Origin of the sequence: Cellulosimicrobium sp. NPDC057127 (genome assembly GCF_042670945.1) — a bacterium.
GTDB lineage: Bacteria > Actinomycetota > Actinomycetes > Actinomycetales > Cellulomonadaceae > Cellulosimicrobium.
In genome coordinates this window covers 74,495-88,065 of record NZ_JBHUUP010000014.1, presented here as the reverse complement: position 1 = coordinate 88,065, position 13,571 = coordinate 74,495, and the positions used below count along the sequence as shown (strand labels likewise).

The following is a 13,571-nucleotide window of genomic DNA, read 5'->3' as shown; positions in this document are numbered from 1 at the left end:
GTCCGGTCCGACGTCAGATCCCGAGCTGGTACACGCCCCAGTACGCGAGGATCGCCAGGAGGACCGTCGTCCCCACGAGCACGCACCACAGCATCACGCGGGCCGAGGCGCCCTCGGCGAAGAGCACCGAGCCGTCCGCCGCCGCGCCGAGGTGCTGCGTCCGGCCGTCGGGGTCGTCGTCGAGCTCGTCGGGGCGCCGCGCGTGCGCGCCGCGGGGACCGCGCAGCGCCGCCCAGCGGTCGAGGAGCAGCGCCGCGGCGACGAGCGTCGCGAGCCCGACGAGGCGCACGGCGACCCAGCCCCCCTGCACCACCCAGGCGTCCTTCTCGTAGTCGAGGGCCAGGCGCGCCACGGCCAGCAGGTAGACGACGAGCGCGACCGTCGTCGCGATCGCCCCCGCCCCCAGGGCGAGCAACGGTCCGCGCACCCCCGGCGCCAGGCCCGTGGGGCGGACCGTCCGGCCGACGACGCGACGCAGCCGCCCCACCAGCACCACCGCGAGCCGCACCACGGGTCCCAGGAGGAGCAGGCCGACCGCGGCGACGACGAGCGCGACGAGCACGTCGCCGTCGCCGAGCCACCGCGGGGTGGGGACGGGGCCGGCGAGGTACTGCTGGTTCGGCTGGGCGCCCGCGACCTGCGGCGGGGCGTCGGCGCTGGTCGGCAGGGAGAGCACCCACGTCGCGACGTCGCGCGGGAAGGCCGGGACCAGCTCGTCGTCGATCCTGATGCCGTGGTTGGCGCCCTCGTAGTACCGCACGGTCGTGCCCGCGCCGGGCTGGTCGGCCGTCGCCTCCATGATCTGGCGCGCCCCCTGCTCGACCGGCATCGACGGGTCCGCCGTGCCGTACACGACGAGCACGGGCTGGGACAGCTGCTCGAGGTAGGGCTGCACGTCGAAGTCGGCGTACTCGAAGCCGCCGCCCGGGAGCGCCATGCCCACGGCGCGCGGGATGGCCCGGAACACGCCGTGGGGCACGTCGGTGTTGCGCAGGTAGCTGTCGACGGCGAACGCCGCCTGCTGGCGCGGCGGCACCACCGGCGCGGACACCAGCACGGTGAAGGCGATGCGCGGGTCGTCGACCGCCATGATCGGCACGATCCAGGTGCCCTCGGACTCGCCGTAGACGCCCACGGCGTCCGGGTCGACGCCGGGCCGTCCCCGCAGGAGCTCCACCGACCGCGCGTAGTCGTCGGCCATCGCGGCGTAGTCGCGGTGGCGGGTCGTGTACGTGTCGAGGCGCTTGTCGGGCACCAGCGTCACGACGCCGGCGCTCGCCAGCTCGGTCGCGACGTCGACGAACGCCTCCGTGGACCTGCCCGTGCCGGCGCCGTGGACGAACACCATGCCCGGCCGGTCGTCGCCGGCCCCGACGGGCTCGCGGAGGAGGCCGTCGACGCTCGCACCGTCGAGCCGGACGGTCACCTCGGTCTCGCGCACGTCGTACGTGCCGACCTGTGCCACGCCGCCGGGCGGCACCCCGCCGATCGCGGTGTCCGACGTCGCAGGCTCCAGGTGGTCGCCGACGGGCACCGGGTCCCACTGGGGGCCCGTCACGGCACCGACGACCGCCAGCACGACCGCGAGGGCTGCCGTCGTCGCGGCGGTCCGGAACATCACCGACGCATCGTACGTCGCGGCACCCCGGCGCTCCCTGGTGCCGCCCCGACGCCCGCCGGGGGGATGTCCCCCCGGCGGGCGCTCGGGCGTCAGAACCCGAGGCGGTGGAGCTGCTTGGGGTCGCGCTGCCAGTCCTTGGCGACCTTGACGTGCAGGTCGAGGTAGACGCGCGCGCCGAGCAGCGCCTCGATGCCCCGTCGTGCGCGCGTCCCGACGTCGCGCAGGCGCGACCCGCCCCGCCCGATGACGATCGCCTTCTGGCTGTCGCGCTCGACGAACAGGTTGACCCGCACGTCGAGCAGCGGCGGTCGGCCCGTGCGCTCGTCGCCGCCGTCCTCGCGCGGCACGATCTCCTCCACCTGCACGGCGAGCGAGTGCGGGAGCTCGTCGCGCACGCCCTCCAGCGCGGCCTCGCGCACGAGCTCGGCCACCATGACCGCCTCGGGCTCGTCCGTGAGCTCGCCCCCCGGGTACAGCTCGGGGCCCTCGGGCAGGTGGGAGACGAGCACGTCGGTCAGCACGTCCACCTGGTAGCCGTCCTGCGCCGAGACGGGCACGATGTCCGCCCACCCGCCGGCCTGCTCGCCGAGCGCGTCGACCGCGAGCAGGTGCGCGGCGAGGGTGCCGCGGTCCACGAGGTCGGCCTTCGTCACCACGGCGACGACGGGCGTGCGGTGGCGGCCTCGCCGCACCTCGGCGAGCTCGTTCGCGATGAACCGGTCGCCGGGCCCGATCTTCTGGTCCGCCGGCAGGCAGAACGCGATGACGTCGACCTCGGTCAAGGTCTCGCGCACGAGGTCGTTGAGCCGCTCGCCGAGCAGCGTGCGGGGACGGTGGAGACCGGGCGTGTCCACGAGGACGAGCTGTGCGTCCGCGCGGTGGACGATCCCGCGGATCGTGTGGCGCGTCGTCTGGGGCCGCCCGGAGGTGATGGCGACCTTCTGGCCGACGAGCGCGTTCGTGAGCGTCGACTTGCCGGCGTTGGGCCGGCCGACGAGGCAGGCGAAGCCGGACCGGTGCTCGGGCGGGGTGGTGCTCACGGGATGTCCTCCGGGGTCGAGCGCGCGGCGTCGGACGACGCGGCGGGGGCGGATGGGCGACGACGGACGGCGGCCTCGTCGTCGGTGTCCTCGTCCTCGGCGCGGGGACGCGTCGCGCGCGACGCCACGAGCGTCGCGAGCTGCTTGCGGCGACCCTGCACGCGGTCGGCCTCGAGGAGCAGACCGTGCACCTCTGCGGACGAGCCGGGCAGCGGCACCTTGCCGAGCGCCTTGGCGAGCAGGCCGCCCGCGGTGTCGACGTCGTCGTCGTCGAGGCCGAGGTCGAACAGCGCGCCGAGCTCGTCCACGCCCAGGCGGGCGGGCACGCGCAGCCGCCCGTCGCCGAGGTCCTCGACCTCGGGCTCCGGGCGGTCGTGCTCGTCGGTGAGCTCGCCGACGATCTCCTCGAGCGCGTCCTCGATCGTCACGAGCCCGGCGATGCCGCCGTACTCGTCGACGACCATCGCGATGTGGGACGCCGACGCCTGCATCTCGCGCAGGAGGTCGTCGACCGGCTTGGACTCCGGCACGAAGATCGCGGGCCGCGCGACGTCGCCGACGGGGCGGTCGCGGTCCCCGGGCGCGGCGTCGAGCACGCGCACCACGTCCTTGAAGTAGGCGACGCCGACGAGGTCGTCGGCGGACGTCCCCGTGACCGGGACGCGCGAGAACCCGGAGCGCAGGAACAGCGCGAGCACCTTGCGCAGCGGCGTGTCGCGCGGGGTGGTGACCATGTCGGTGCGCGGCACCATCACCTCGCGCGCGAGCGTGCTGCCGAGCTCGAACACCGAGCGGATGAGCTCGCGCTCCTCGTCCTCGATGACCTGCGACTCGTTGACGCGGTCCACCATGTCGCGCAGCTCGCGCTCGTGCGCGCCGGCGTCCGGCGCGGGCGCGAGCCGCGTGAGCCAGCGCGTGGCCCCGACGAGGACCGCCAGCGGCGCGGAGAGCGAGAGCAGGACGCGCACCGCGTGGCGGCGGCCGAGGGAGCGCGGGCTCGCGCGCACCACGACGAGACCGACGACGACGCTCACCACGAGCGCCACGAGGAGCACCTGCCACCACGGGTCGAGCCACGCGGCGACGAGCAGCGTCAGGCACGCGACCGCCGCGACCTCTGCGACGACCCGCACGAAGCCGATCGACCGCGCGGCGGCCGCCGGGTCGGCGAGCAGCGCGAGCGTGCGCCGGGACCGGGCGCCCGCGGAGACGCCCGCGTCGTCCGCGGTCGCCTCGAGCACCGCCGCGCGCGAGACGCGCAGCACCGCCGCCTCGCCCGCGCTGAGCGCCGCGGCGAGCACCGCCGTCACGACGGTCAGCGCCGCGAGGAGCGCGACGGGTCCGCCGCTCACCGGCCTGCGAGGAACGTCAGGAGCAGCTTGCGCTGGAGCGCGAACATCTCCTTCTCCTCCTCGGGCTCCACGTGGTCGTAGCCGAGCAGGTGCAGGATGCCGTGGGTCGTCAGCAGGAGCATCTCCTCCGCCGTCGAGTGGCCCGCCGCGCGCGCCTGCTGCGCCGCGACCTCGGGGCACAGCACGACGTCGCCGAGCTGGCCGGGGCCCGACACCTCGCCGTCGCGCCCGGGGCGCAGCTCGTCCATCGGGAACGACAGGACGTCCGTGGGGCCCGGCTCGTCCATCCAGCGCACGTGGAGCTCGCTCATCACGTCCGTGTCGACGAAGAGGATCGACAGCTCGCTCTGCGGGTGCACGCGCATCGCGTCGAGCACGTAGCGGGCGAGGGCGGCGAACTCCGCCTCGTCGACCTGCGCCTCCGTCTCGTTGTTGACCTCGATGCTCACGTGTCGTTCCTCGTCCGTCGTTCCCTGTCGGCGCCCCGGCCGCGCCGGTCGCCCTCGCGGCCGCGCGCGCCCGCCGCGGCGACGTCCCAGCGCGCGTACGCGTCGATGATGTCGCTCACGAGCCGGTGCCGCACCACGTCCGACGACGTCAGCCGGCAGAACTCGACGTCGTCGACGCCCGTGAGCACGTCCTCGATGACCCGCAGGCCCGACGACGTGCCGCCCGGCAGGTCGACCTGGGTCGCGTCGCCCGTGATGACCATCCGCGAGCCGAACCCGAGCCGCGTGAGGAACATCTTCATCTGCTCGGACGTCGTGTTCTGCGCCTCGTCCAGGATGATGAACGAGTCGTTGAGCGAACGGCCGCGCATGAACGCCAGCGGGGCGACCTCGATGGTCCCGGCCTCGATCAGCTTGGGGATCGAGTCGGGGTCGATCATGTCGTGCAGCGCGTCGTACAGCGGCCGCAGGTACGGGTCGATCTTCTCCGTGAGCGAGCCCGGCAGGAACCCCAGCCGCTCTCCCGCCTCGACGGCGGGGCGCGTGAGGATGATGCGGTTGACCTGCTTGGACTGCAGCGCCTGCACGGCCTTGGCCATGGCGAGGTACGTCTTGCCCGTGCCCGCCGGCCCGATGCCGAACGTGATGGTGTTCGCGTCGATCGCGTCGACGTAGTGCTTCTGGCCCACCGTCTTGGGGCGGATCGTGCGGCCGCGGCTGGACAGGATGTTGAACGTCAGCACCTCGGCGGGGCGGGACGAGGTGGCCGCGGTGAGCATCCCGATCGACCGGCGCACGACGTCGGCGGTGAGCTGCGTCCCGGCCTCGACGACCTCGAGCAGCTCGTCCAGCAGCCGCGACGCGAGCGCCACCTCGCCGGCGGCGCCCGTCACGGAGATCTCGTTGCCGCGCACGTGCACGTCCACGGACGGGAACCCGTCCTCGACGGCGCGGAGCACGGAGTCGCCGCTGCCGAGGAGCGCGACCATCGGCACGTGACCCGGGATGACGATGCGGTGCTCGACCCGGTGCTCGGGAGCACGACCGCCCGCGCGGGCGGCGTCGGGTGCGGTGTCTCGTGGGAGGGATGTCATGAGCCGGCTTGCGCCGTCGCGCTCCTTCGTTCGGGCCGTGGATGCCGTGGGCACCACCATCGTACCGAGCCGCCGGTGGCCGGACACGTCCTTTCACGCAGGGCGCAGACTCGCGCGGTCGGCGGCGCTCAGGCCGGCGACCAGCCCAGCTCGGTGCCGGCGATCACGTGGCCGTGCACGTGGAACACGCTCTGCCCCGCACGGGGCCCGGAGTTGAAGATGAGCCGGAACTGCCCGTCGGCGAGCTCGCCCGCGACCTCGTCCGCGAGCGCCACGACGTCGCTGAGCAGCTCGGGGTCGGCGGCCGCGAGCTGCGCGATGTCGCCGTGGTGGTCGCGCGGCACGACGAGGACGTGCACCGGCGCCTGCGGGTCGATGTCCCGGAACGCGATCGATCGCTCGCTGGTCGCGACGACGTCCGCGGGGAGCTCGCCCGCGACGATGCGGCAGAACAGACAGTCGGTGGAGGCGCCCGTGCTCGTCATGCGCCCGAGGCTAGTGCACGGGCCGCCGCGCCGCCCGGGACCGGGACCTCAGTCGTCGACGCCCCACCGGCCGAGCCGCTGCGCGAGCAGCGCGATCGCGACCGGTCCCGCCGTCGAGGTGCGCAGCACGTGCGGCCCGAGCCGCGCGGCGACGGCACCCGCCCCCGTGAGGGCCTCCAGCTCGCGCTCGGAGATCCCGCCCTCCGGTCCGACGACGACGAGCACCTCCGGCGCGCTGCCCGCCGGTCCGGGTTCCGGCAGCGGCACGTCGGCGAGCGCCGTCGTCGCCTCCTCGTGCAGGACGATCGCCCGCCCGCCCGCGGCGACCACGGCGCCGGTCCGCTCCGCGAGACCCCGCGAGTCCACCGGGAGGTCCACCCGCGGCAGCCGCGCACGGCGCGCCTGCTTCGTCGCCGTCCGCACGGTCCCGAGCCAGCGGGCCCGCGACCTCGCGGCGCGCTCCCCGCGCCACACCACGACCGAGCGCTCCGCCTGCCACGGCACGACGGCGTCGACGCCCACCTCGGTGGCCGCCTCGATCGCCATCTCGTCGCGGTCGCCCTTCGCGAGCGCCTGCACGAGCGTCACGACGACGCCGGGCGCCGGGTCGCGGTCGACCTCCTGGACGAGGAGCGTCACGCGCCCCGCGTCCGCCTCCTCGACGACGCAGCGCAGGCGTAGGCCCTCGCCGTCGACCACGTCCACCCGCTCGCCGCGGCCCCTGCGCTGCACGACGCCCGCGTGGCGCCCCTCGGCGCCGTCGAGCACGTACCGGTCGCCGGCCACGACGTGGTCGACCCCGGTCTCGGCGAGGAAGACGGGCGCGCTCACCGGTGCCACTCCCGCACGGCTGCTCCCCTCAGCGCCCGGACAGCTTGTCGCGCAGGCGCGAGAAGACGCCGGGGTGCGCGGCCGCGAGCCGGGGCTCCGGCCGCTCCTCGCCGCGCAGCGACGCGAGCGAGCGCAGCAGGCCCTCCTGCTCCTCGTCGAGCGCGGTCGGCACCTGGACCTCGATGTGCACGTTGAGGTCGCCGCGCCCACCGGCGTGCAGGTGCCCGACGCCCAGGTTCTTCAGCGTGACGATCTGCCCGGGCTGGGTGCCCGGCCGCAGGTCGATCTCCTGGAGCCCGTCGAGCGTCTCGAGCTCGAGCATGGTGCCGAGCGCCGCAGCCGTCATCGGCACCTGGAGGGTGCAGTGCAGGTCGTCGCCGCGGCGCACGAACGTGTCGTGGCTGCGCTCGCGGATCTCGACGTACAGGTCGCCCGCCGGGCCGCCGGCCGGGCCGACCTCGCCCTGCGCGGTGAGCTTGATGCGCGTCCCCGTGTCGACGCCCGCGGGCACGGTCACGTTGATCGTGCGGCGGCTGCGCACCCGGCCCTCGCCGGAGCACTCGGCGCACGGCTCGGGGATGACGGTCCCGAAGCCCTGGCACGCGGCGCACGGGGCGCTCGTCATGACCTGGCCGAGGAAGGAGCGGGCGACGCGCTGGACGGTGCCGCGGCCGTGGCAGACGTCGCACGTGCGCGGCGACGTGCCGGGGCGGCAGCAGGTGCCGCCGCACGTGCCGCAGACCACGGCCGTGTCGACCTGGAGCTCGCGACGGGCGCCGAACGTCGCCTCCGCGAGCTCGATGTCGAGGCGCACGAGCGCGTCCTGGCCGCGCCGCGCGCGCGGGATGGGCCCCTGCTGCGCCTGGCCGCCGCCGAAGAACGTCTCGAAGATGTCCTGGAAGCCGAACCCGCCGCCCATGGGGCCGCCCGCGCCGCCGCCCGGGCCGCTCGGGTCGACGCCCAGGTCGTACTGCTGGCGCTTCTCAGGGTTCGACAGCACCTCGTAGGCGCGCGCGACGTCCTTGAACCGGTCGCCCGCGTCCTCCCCCGCGACGTCGGGGTGCAGCTCGCGGGCGAGCTTGCGGTACGCCTTCTTGATCTGCTCCGGGCTGGCGTCGCGGGCCACGCCGAGGATCTCGTAGTAGTCGCTCACACGTCACTCTCTGCTGGTGCCGGACGCCGGGACGCGGTCCCGGCGTGGTCGGTGGTCGTGGGGTCGCTCGCGGGGGCGGGGACGGGACGGCGCGTCACGTGCCGAGGACCCGCGACAGGTACCGGGCGACGGCACGCACCGCGGCGATGGTCCCCGGGTAGTCCATGCGCGTGGGGCCGATCGAGCCGACCAGGGCCACCGTGTCGCCGTCGTTACCGTAGCCCGTCGTCACGACGGACGTCTCCGCCAGCCCCTCGAGCTGGGTCTCGTGGCCGATGCGGACGCTCACGCCGGAGTCCGCGGCCATCTCGGTGAGCAACCCGAGCAGGACGACCTGCTCCTCGAGCGCCTCGAGGACGGGGCGCAGCGCGTGCTCGAACCGCATGCCGGCGCGCGCGAGGTTCGCGGTGCCGGCGAGGACGAGGCGCTCCTCGCTCTCCTCGGCGAGCGTCTGGGCCACGAGGTCGCCCACGGCGCGCACGAGCGGGGCGTCCTCGGGTCGGAAGGCGTCCGCGACGTGGGCGAACCCGGGCGTGAGGTCGGCCAGCCGCTTGCCGGCCGCGGCCGCGTTGAGCCGTGCGCGGACCTGCGCGAGCGTCCCCTCGTCCGGCACGTTCGCGACCTCCAGGGTGCGCTGCTCGACGCGCCCCGTGTCCGTGATGATGACGACGAGCAGGCGCGCGGCGCCGAGCGGGACGAGCTCGAGGTGGCGCAGACCGGAGCGCCGCAGCGACGGGTACTGCACGACGGCGACCTGACCCGTCAGGTGGGCGAGCAGGCGGCCGGCGCGCGCGATGACGTCGTCGAGGTCCAACCCCTCCGAGAGGAAGGTCTCGATGGCGCGCTTCTCCGGCGCCGAGAGCGGCTTGACGCTCGAGAGCCGGTCGACGAACAGGCGGTAGCCCTTGTCCGTCGGGACGCGCCCCGCCGACGTGTGCGGCTGGGCGATGTACCCGGCGTCCTCGAGCGCGGCCATGTCGTTGCGGATGGTCGCGGGCGAGACGCCGAGGTCGTGACGCTCGGTGAGCACGCGCGACCCCACGGGCTCGCGCGTGAGGACGTAGTCCTCCACGATCGCTCGCAGGACCTCGAGCCGCCGTTCGTCGCTCACGTCCACCTCCCGCGTCTGGCGTGCCCGACCTGCGCGCGGCGCCGGCAGCGGTCGGGGCGGGTTCGGCACTCTCGAACCCCGAGTGCTAATCCTACGCGTCCGCCGCGGGCTCGCCGCGTCCCTCCGCTCGCCGCGAACGCAGGTCGACCACGCCGACGACGAGCGCCACCGCGACGAAGCCGATCGTCACGAGCATCGCGCGGCCCGACGCCGCCGCGCCGTCCGCGCCGCTCGCCAGGCCGCCGTAGTAGACGGACAGGATGACCGAGACGCCCACGGCCGAGCCCACGCGCTGCCCCACCTGGATCATGCTGCCCGCCACGCCCGCGCTCCCGACCGGGACGTGCGCCAGGGCGAGGGTCTGGTTCGGGGCGATCACCATGCCGCTGCCCGCGCCGGCGACGAGGAGCGCCCCTGCCAGCGCCGGCCCCACGACCTCCGGCCGGTCGCCGAGCGTGCGCACGAGCACGTCCGCGGCCGCCGTCCCCGCGAGCACGAGGCCGAGACCGAGGACGACGAGCGGGCGCCCCCAGCGCGCCACCGCACGGCCCGACAGCCACGCCGAGACCCCGGAGGCGACCGCGAACGGCGTGCCGACGAGCCCCGCCTGGAGCGGCGAGTAGCCCACGTCGTCCTGCAGGTGCAGCGTGACGACGAGGAAGATGCCCGTGAAGCCCGCGAAGTACGCGGTGCCGAGCAGCGCCCCGTTGCGGAACGACGACAGCCCGAGCACCTGCGGGTCGAGCACAGCGGCGCCGACGCGCCGCTGGTAGCGCCGCTCCCAGACCGCGGCGACGCCCGCGCCCCCGACGCCGAGCGCCAGCCACCACCAGCGCGCCGGGTCGTCGTCGACGCCGGTCGTCGTGACGAACGGGAGCATGAGCCCCACGGTCGCGAGCCCGAGCAGCACGAGGCCCACCACGTCGAGACGGCGCGGCCCGTGCCGGACCACCGGGGCGGGGACGAGCCGCCAGGCGAACGGCAGCAGGACGGCGATCACCGGGATGTTGACGAGGAACACCCAGCGCCATCCGTCCTCCGGCCCCGCGAGCGCGATGATGACGCCGCCGAGGACGGGACCGAGCGCCGTCGAGACGCCGATCGTCGCGCCGAAGAGCCCGAAGGCCCGTCCGCGCTCGGCCCCCGAGAACAGCTGCTGGATGAGGCCGACCACCTGCGGGTTCAGCAGGCCGGCGCTGACGCCCTGGAAGAGGCGCGCGACGCCCAGGAGCGTGCCGTCCGGCGCGACGCCCGACGCGAGGCTGAAGAGCGCGAAACCGACCAGCCCGGCGATGAACAGCCGCCGGCGACCGCCGGCGTCGCCCAGACGTCCGGCCGGCACGAGCGCCAGCCCGAACGCGAGGGTGTACCCGGCGACGACGAGCTGGAGCTCGGTGGGGCCGGCGTCGAGCGACGACTCGATCGAGGGCAGGGCGACGTTGACGATGGAGACGTCGAGGGTGGTCACGAAGCCCACGGCGAGGCACACCCACAGGACGTGCCAGCGCTGCGGTTCTCCGCCCGGGGTGTCCGTCACCGGTCCGTCCTACCACCCGGCGACACCGTGCGCGCGTCGTTGCGGGCGCGTCGTGCGCGGCGAACCTAGGGTGTGGCCGTGTCCCTCGACCGCTACGGCTCCGACGTCCTCGGCGGGCCCGCCGCCGCCCACCACCGCGCCCGCCCCGTCTCCCGCCCGCAGGCGGCGGAGCGCGGCCTCGTCGTCGAGGAGGTGCAGTCCGGGTGGGTGGGCGCCGTCGTGCGCGTGGAGAAGTCCGGCGGCATGCACGTGGTGGTCCTGGAGGACCGGCGCGGCCGCACGCGGTCCTTCCCGCTCGGGCCCGGGTTCTGGGTCGACGGCTCCCCGGTGGAGCTGACGCCGCCGGTGACGTCGCGCGCCCCCGCGGCGCCCGGACGCACCGCGTCCGGGTCGCGGGCCGTCGCCGGGCAGCGGGCACGCGTCGCCCGCGGCAGCCGCATCTGGGTCGAGGGCAAGCACGACGCCGAGCTCGTCGAGAAGGTCTGGGGCGACGACCTGCGCGTCGAGGGGGTCGTCGTCGAGCTCCTCGAGGGTGTCGACAACCTGGCGGACGCCCTCGCCGAGTTCGCCCCGACACCCCAGCGGCGCGTCGGGGTGCTCGTCGACCACCTCGTCCCGGGCAGCAAGGAGCAGCGGATCGCCGACGCGGCGCTGCGGACCGTGCCCGGCGGCACCGTCCTCGTGCTGGGCCACCCGTACGTCGACGTGTGGCAGGCGGTCAAGCCGGCGCGCGTCGGGCTCGACCGGTGGCCCGTCATCGAGCGCGGCACCGAGTGGAAGCGCGGCATCCTGCGCGAGCTCGGGTGGCCCGCCGCGTCGCAGGCCGACGTCGCGCGCGCGTGGCAGCGCATCCTCGGGACCGTGCGGACCTACGCCGACCTCGAGCCGTCGCTGCTCGGGCGTGTCGAGGAGCTCATCGACTTCGTCACCGCCCCGCAGGACTGACGGGCGTCAGGCCGGCACCTCGCCCACGAGGCGCCGGTAGGCGAAGGCGACCGCGACATAGGACAGCGGGATCGTGACGAACAGGCCCAGGCCCAGCGGGATGGCGCCCAGGACGTTGATGCCGAGCAGCGTCAGCAGCAGCAGGAGCACCGCGCCGAAGCTCTTCGCCACCAGCGACCAGCTCGTGCGGATCGCGCTGATCGCGTCCTGCCCGCGGTCGAGCGTGACGTTGTAGACGAACGTGGAGAACACGATCACGGCGAGCCCCGGCACGATGCACAGCAGCAGCCCGACCGTGGTGAGGATCGTGACGAGCACCGCCGCGAGCACCACGTGGAGCACGTTGGAGATGCGGAAGAACGCCGCGAGGTCGGGGCGGCGGCCCGTCGTCTCGTCGAGCGCGCCGCGCGTGAAGAACGCCGTGACGAGGTAGCCGACGACGGCCCCCACGACCGACAGGACCATGCTCGTGAGGGCGAGGCCGGTCACGGCGGCGAGGCTCGCGCCGTTGTCGTCGACGGTCTCGCGGAGCCGGGTGAAGCCGCCCGTCACGAGGTTCCACCCGATGTTGACCGCGAGGAAGACCAGCGCGACGAGGAGCCACGGACCGAGGTTCGACGTCACCTTGCCCCACCCGTAGGACACCGCCTCGCCGACCGCGAACGCGGGCCCCGGCGGGCCACCGGGCGCGGGGCCGCCCGCGCCGTCGTGCCGCGGTGCGCCGTAGGGGCCGGCCGGGCCGGACGCGTCGTAGGTCATGTCGGCCACCTCGTTCCTCGTCCCGAGACGGTGTGCACCTCCTACGATCCCGCGCGCGCCCCCGTCGCGCGCGCCGGACCCCTCCCGGGACCGGCACGCGCGACGGTGCGGTCAGGCGGGCAGCTCGTGGTTGAGCCGGCGGTACACGTACGCCGTCGCGATCTGCGCCACGGGGAGCGCCACGAGCAGGCCGACGTAGCACAGGAGCGTGCCGATGACCTGCGCGACGTAGACCCCGAGGAACAGCACGACGACCGTGCCGAGGTTCTGGCTCACGACCGAGAAGCTGGCCTTGATCGCGTCGAGGACGCCGAGGTTCTTGTCGATGACGTAGAACAGCGTGAACTGGGCGAAGAACGCCAGCACGATCCCGCCGACGACCGTGATGCTGAGGATGCCGACACCGAGGCCGATGAGCAGCGCCGCGAGGATCACGTTGAGCAGGTTCGGCACCCGGAAGAAGTCGGCGAACTCGATCTTCTTGCCCCGGGTGATCAGGAGCGAGACGTTGACGACCACCGCCTGCACGAAGAGCGAGAGCACGACGACGATCGCGATGAAGAGGAACGTCGTGAACCCGAACGCGAAGCCGCCGGACGTCGAGAGCTCGTTCGTCACCGGGTCGATGCTGGTCGAGGCCGTGCCGATGAGCACGAAGAAGAAGATGAGGCTCAGCACGAGGAGGGCGGCCGCCCAGGCGAGCACGCCCCCGATGATCGCGCCCGCGTTCTGGGTGAACCTGTTCCACCCGTAGTTGAACGCCTCGCCGATCTGGACGGGCTGGTCCGCGGCGCCGTAGGGCGAGCCGGGCGGCGGGTAGCCGGCCGCGCCGTACGGCTGGCCCGGGGGCGGGTACCCCGGCTGCCCGTACGGCTGCTGCTGGCCGGGCTGCCCGTACGGCTGCTGCTGGCCGGGCTGGTCGTACGGCGGCTGCTGGGCGCCGGGCGCCGGGGGCGTGCCCGGGGCCTGCTGACGGTAGGGGTCGTTCTCGTGCGGCGATCCGCCGTCGCTCGTGTCGCTCATCGCGTCTCCTCGTGGGGCTGCGGGGACCGCGCTGCGACGGTGGCTCCGTGGACGTGTGGAGGACCTGTGCGAGTCACCCGTTCCGGGGTACACCCTCTCGGGATTCGCGGCCGAGCGCCAGGGGGTTCGCCGCACGACGTCGGGAAGTCACCCGCGCCGGCCCCGTCCGGC

General features: G+C 74.6%; 13 protein-coding genes. 1 reads left to right on the top strand and 12 read right to left on the bottom strand.

What is annotated here, in order from left to right:
• Positions 1–13: 13 nt before the first annotated feature.
• The 10 genes from ACFTZA_RS14015 to ACFTZA_RS13970 form a co-directional block, all read right to left on the bottom strand.
• Complete coding sequence (locus ACFTZA_RS14015; protein WP_378195980.1) at positions 14–1,618, bottom strand: alpha/beta hydrolase family protein; 1,605 nt, start codon at positions 1,616–1,618, stop codon at positions 14–16.
• 92 nt (positions 1,619–1,710) lie between these two features.
• Complete coding sequence (gene era / locus ACFTZA_RS14010; protein ID WP_378195915.1) at positions 1,711–2,661, bottom strand: GTPase Era; 951 nt, start codon at positions 2,659–2,661, stop codon at positions 1,711–1,713.
• Positions 2,658–4,013, bottom strand: coding sequence for a hemolysin family protein (locus ACFTZA_RS14005; protein WP_378195911.1), 1,356 nt, complete (start codon positions 4,011–4,013; stop codon positions 2,658–2,660). Before ACFTZA_RS14005 ends, era begins: the two co-directional genes overlap by 4 nt.
• Positions 4,010–4,462: an rRNA maturation RNase YbeY gene (gene ybeY / locus ACFTZA_RS14000; RefSeq protein ID WP_378195909.1), complete on the bottom strand. Its 453-nt coding sequence runs from the start codon at positions 4,460–4,462 to the stop codon at positions 4,010–4,012. The genes ACFTZA_RS14005 and ybeY overlap by 4 nt, the downstream gene beginning before the upstream one ends.
• Positions 4,459–5,556 carry a PhoH family protein gene (locus tag ACFTZA_RS13995; protein WP_378195906.1) on the bottom strand — a complete coding sequence of 366 codons (1,098 nt, stop codon included), beginning with the start codon at positions 5,554–5,556 and terminating at the stop codon, positions 4,459–4,461. The genes ybeY and ACFTZA_RS13995 overlap by 4 nt, the downstream gene beginning before the upstream one ends.
• A gap of 128 nt (positions 5,557–5,684) precedes the next feature.
• On the bottom strand, positions 5,685–6,041 hold the full coding sequence (locus ACFTZA_RS13990; protein ID WP_378195903.1) for an HIT domain-containing protein: 357 nt from the start codon (positions 6,039–6,041) through the stop codon (positions 5,685–5,687).
• Positions 6,042–6,089: 48 nt separating this feature from the next.
• Positions 6,090–6,872, bottom strand: coding sequence for a 16S rRNA (uracil(1498)-N(3))-methyltransferase (locus tag ACFTZA_RS13985; RefSeq protein WP_378195900.1), 783 nt, complete (start codon positions 6,870–6,872; stop codon positions 6,090–6,092).
• 28 nt (positions 6,873–6,900) lie between these two features.
• Positions 6,901–8,025 carry a molecular chaperone DnaJ gene (dnaJ, locus tag ACFTZA_RS13980; RefSeq protein ID WP_378195897.1) on the bottom strand — a complete coding sequence of 375 codons (1,125 nt, stop codon included), beginning with the start codon at positions 8,023–8,025 and terminating at the stop codon, positions 6,901–6,903.
• A 94-nt stretch (positions 8,026–8,119) separates the two neighbouring features.
• Entirely contained in the window at positions 8,120–9,136 is a 1,017-nt protein-coding gene (gene hrcA / locus ACFTZA_RS13975; protein WP_378195894.1) for a heat-inducible transcriptional repressor HrcA, read from the bottom strand.
• 91 nt (positions 9,137–9,227) lie between these two features.
• Positions 9,228–10,673: an MFS transporter gene (locus tag ACFTZA_RS13970; RefSeq protein ID WP_378195891.1), complete on the bottom strand. Its 1,446-nt coding sequence runs from the start codon at positions 10,671–10,673 to the stop codon at positions 9,228–9,230.
• Between the two features lie 78 nt (positions 10,674–10,751).
• Between ACFTZA_RS13970 and ACFTZA_RS13965 the strand changes: the two genes are divergently transcribed.
• Positions 10,752–11,618, top strand: coding sequence for a DUF3097 domain-containing protein (locus ACFTZA_RS13965; RefSeq protein WP_378195888.1), 867 nt, complete (start codon positions 10,752–10,754; stop codon positions 11,616–11,618).
• A gap of 6 nt (positions 11,619–11,624) precedes the next feature.
• Here ACFTZA_RS13965 and ACFTZA_RS13960 read toward each other — a convergent pair whose 3' ends face one another.
• A complete protein-coding gene (locus ACFTZA_RS13960; protein WP_378195885.1) occupies positions 11,625–12,377 on the bottom strand; it encodes a hypothetical protein in 753 nt (250 codons plus the stop codon).
• Positions 12,378–12,488: 111 nt separating this feature from the next.
• Positions 12,489–13,400: a hypothetical protein gene (locus ACFTZA_RS13955; protein ID WP_378195882.1), complete on the bottom strand. Its 912-nt coding sequence runs from the start codon at positions 13,398–13,400 to the stop codon at positions 12,489–12,491.
• Between the last annotated feature and the right edge of the window lie 171 nt (positions 13,401–13,571).

Bases quoted from the DNA above. Each gene is read 5' to 3' on its own strand.
- ACFTZA_RS14015 (WP_378195980.1), bottom strand. From the start codon at position 1,618: ATGTTCCGGACCGCCGCGACGACGGCAGCCCTCGCGGTCGTGCTGGCG.
- ACFTZA_RS13995 (WP_378195906.1), bottom strand. From the start codon at position 5,556: ATGACATCCCTCCCACGAGACACCGCACCCGACGCCGCCCGCGCGGGC.
- ACFTZA_RS13990 (WP_378195903.1), bottom strand. From the start codon at position 6,041: ATGACGAGCACGGGCGCCTCCACCGACTGTCTGTTCTGCCGCATCGTC.
- ACFTZA_RS13960 (WP_378195885.1), bottom strand. From the start codon at position 12,377: ATGACCTACGACGCGTCCGGCCCGGCCGGCCCCTACGGCGCACCGCGG.
- ACFTZA_RS13955 (WP_378195882.1), bottom strand. From the start codon at position 13,400: ATGAGCGACACGAGCGACGGCGGATCGCCGCACGAGAACGACCCCTAC.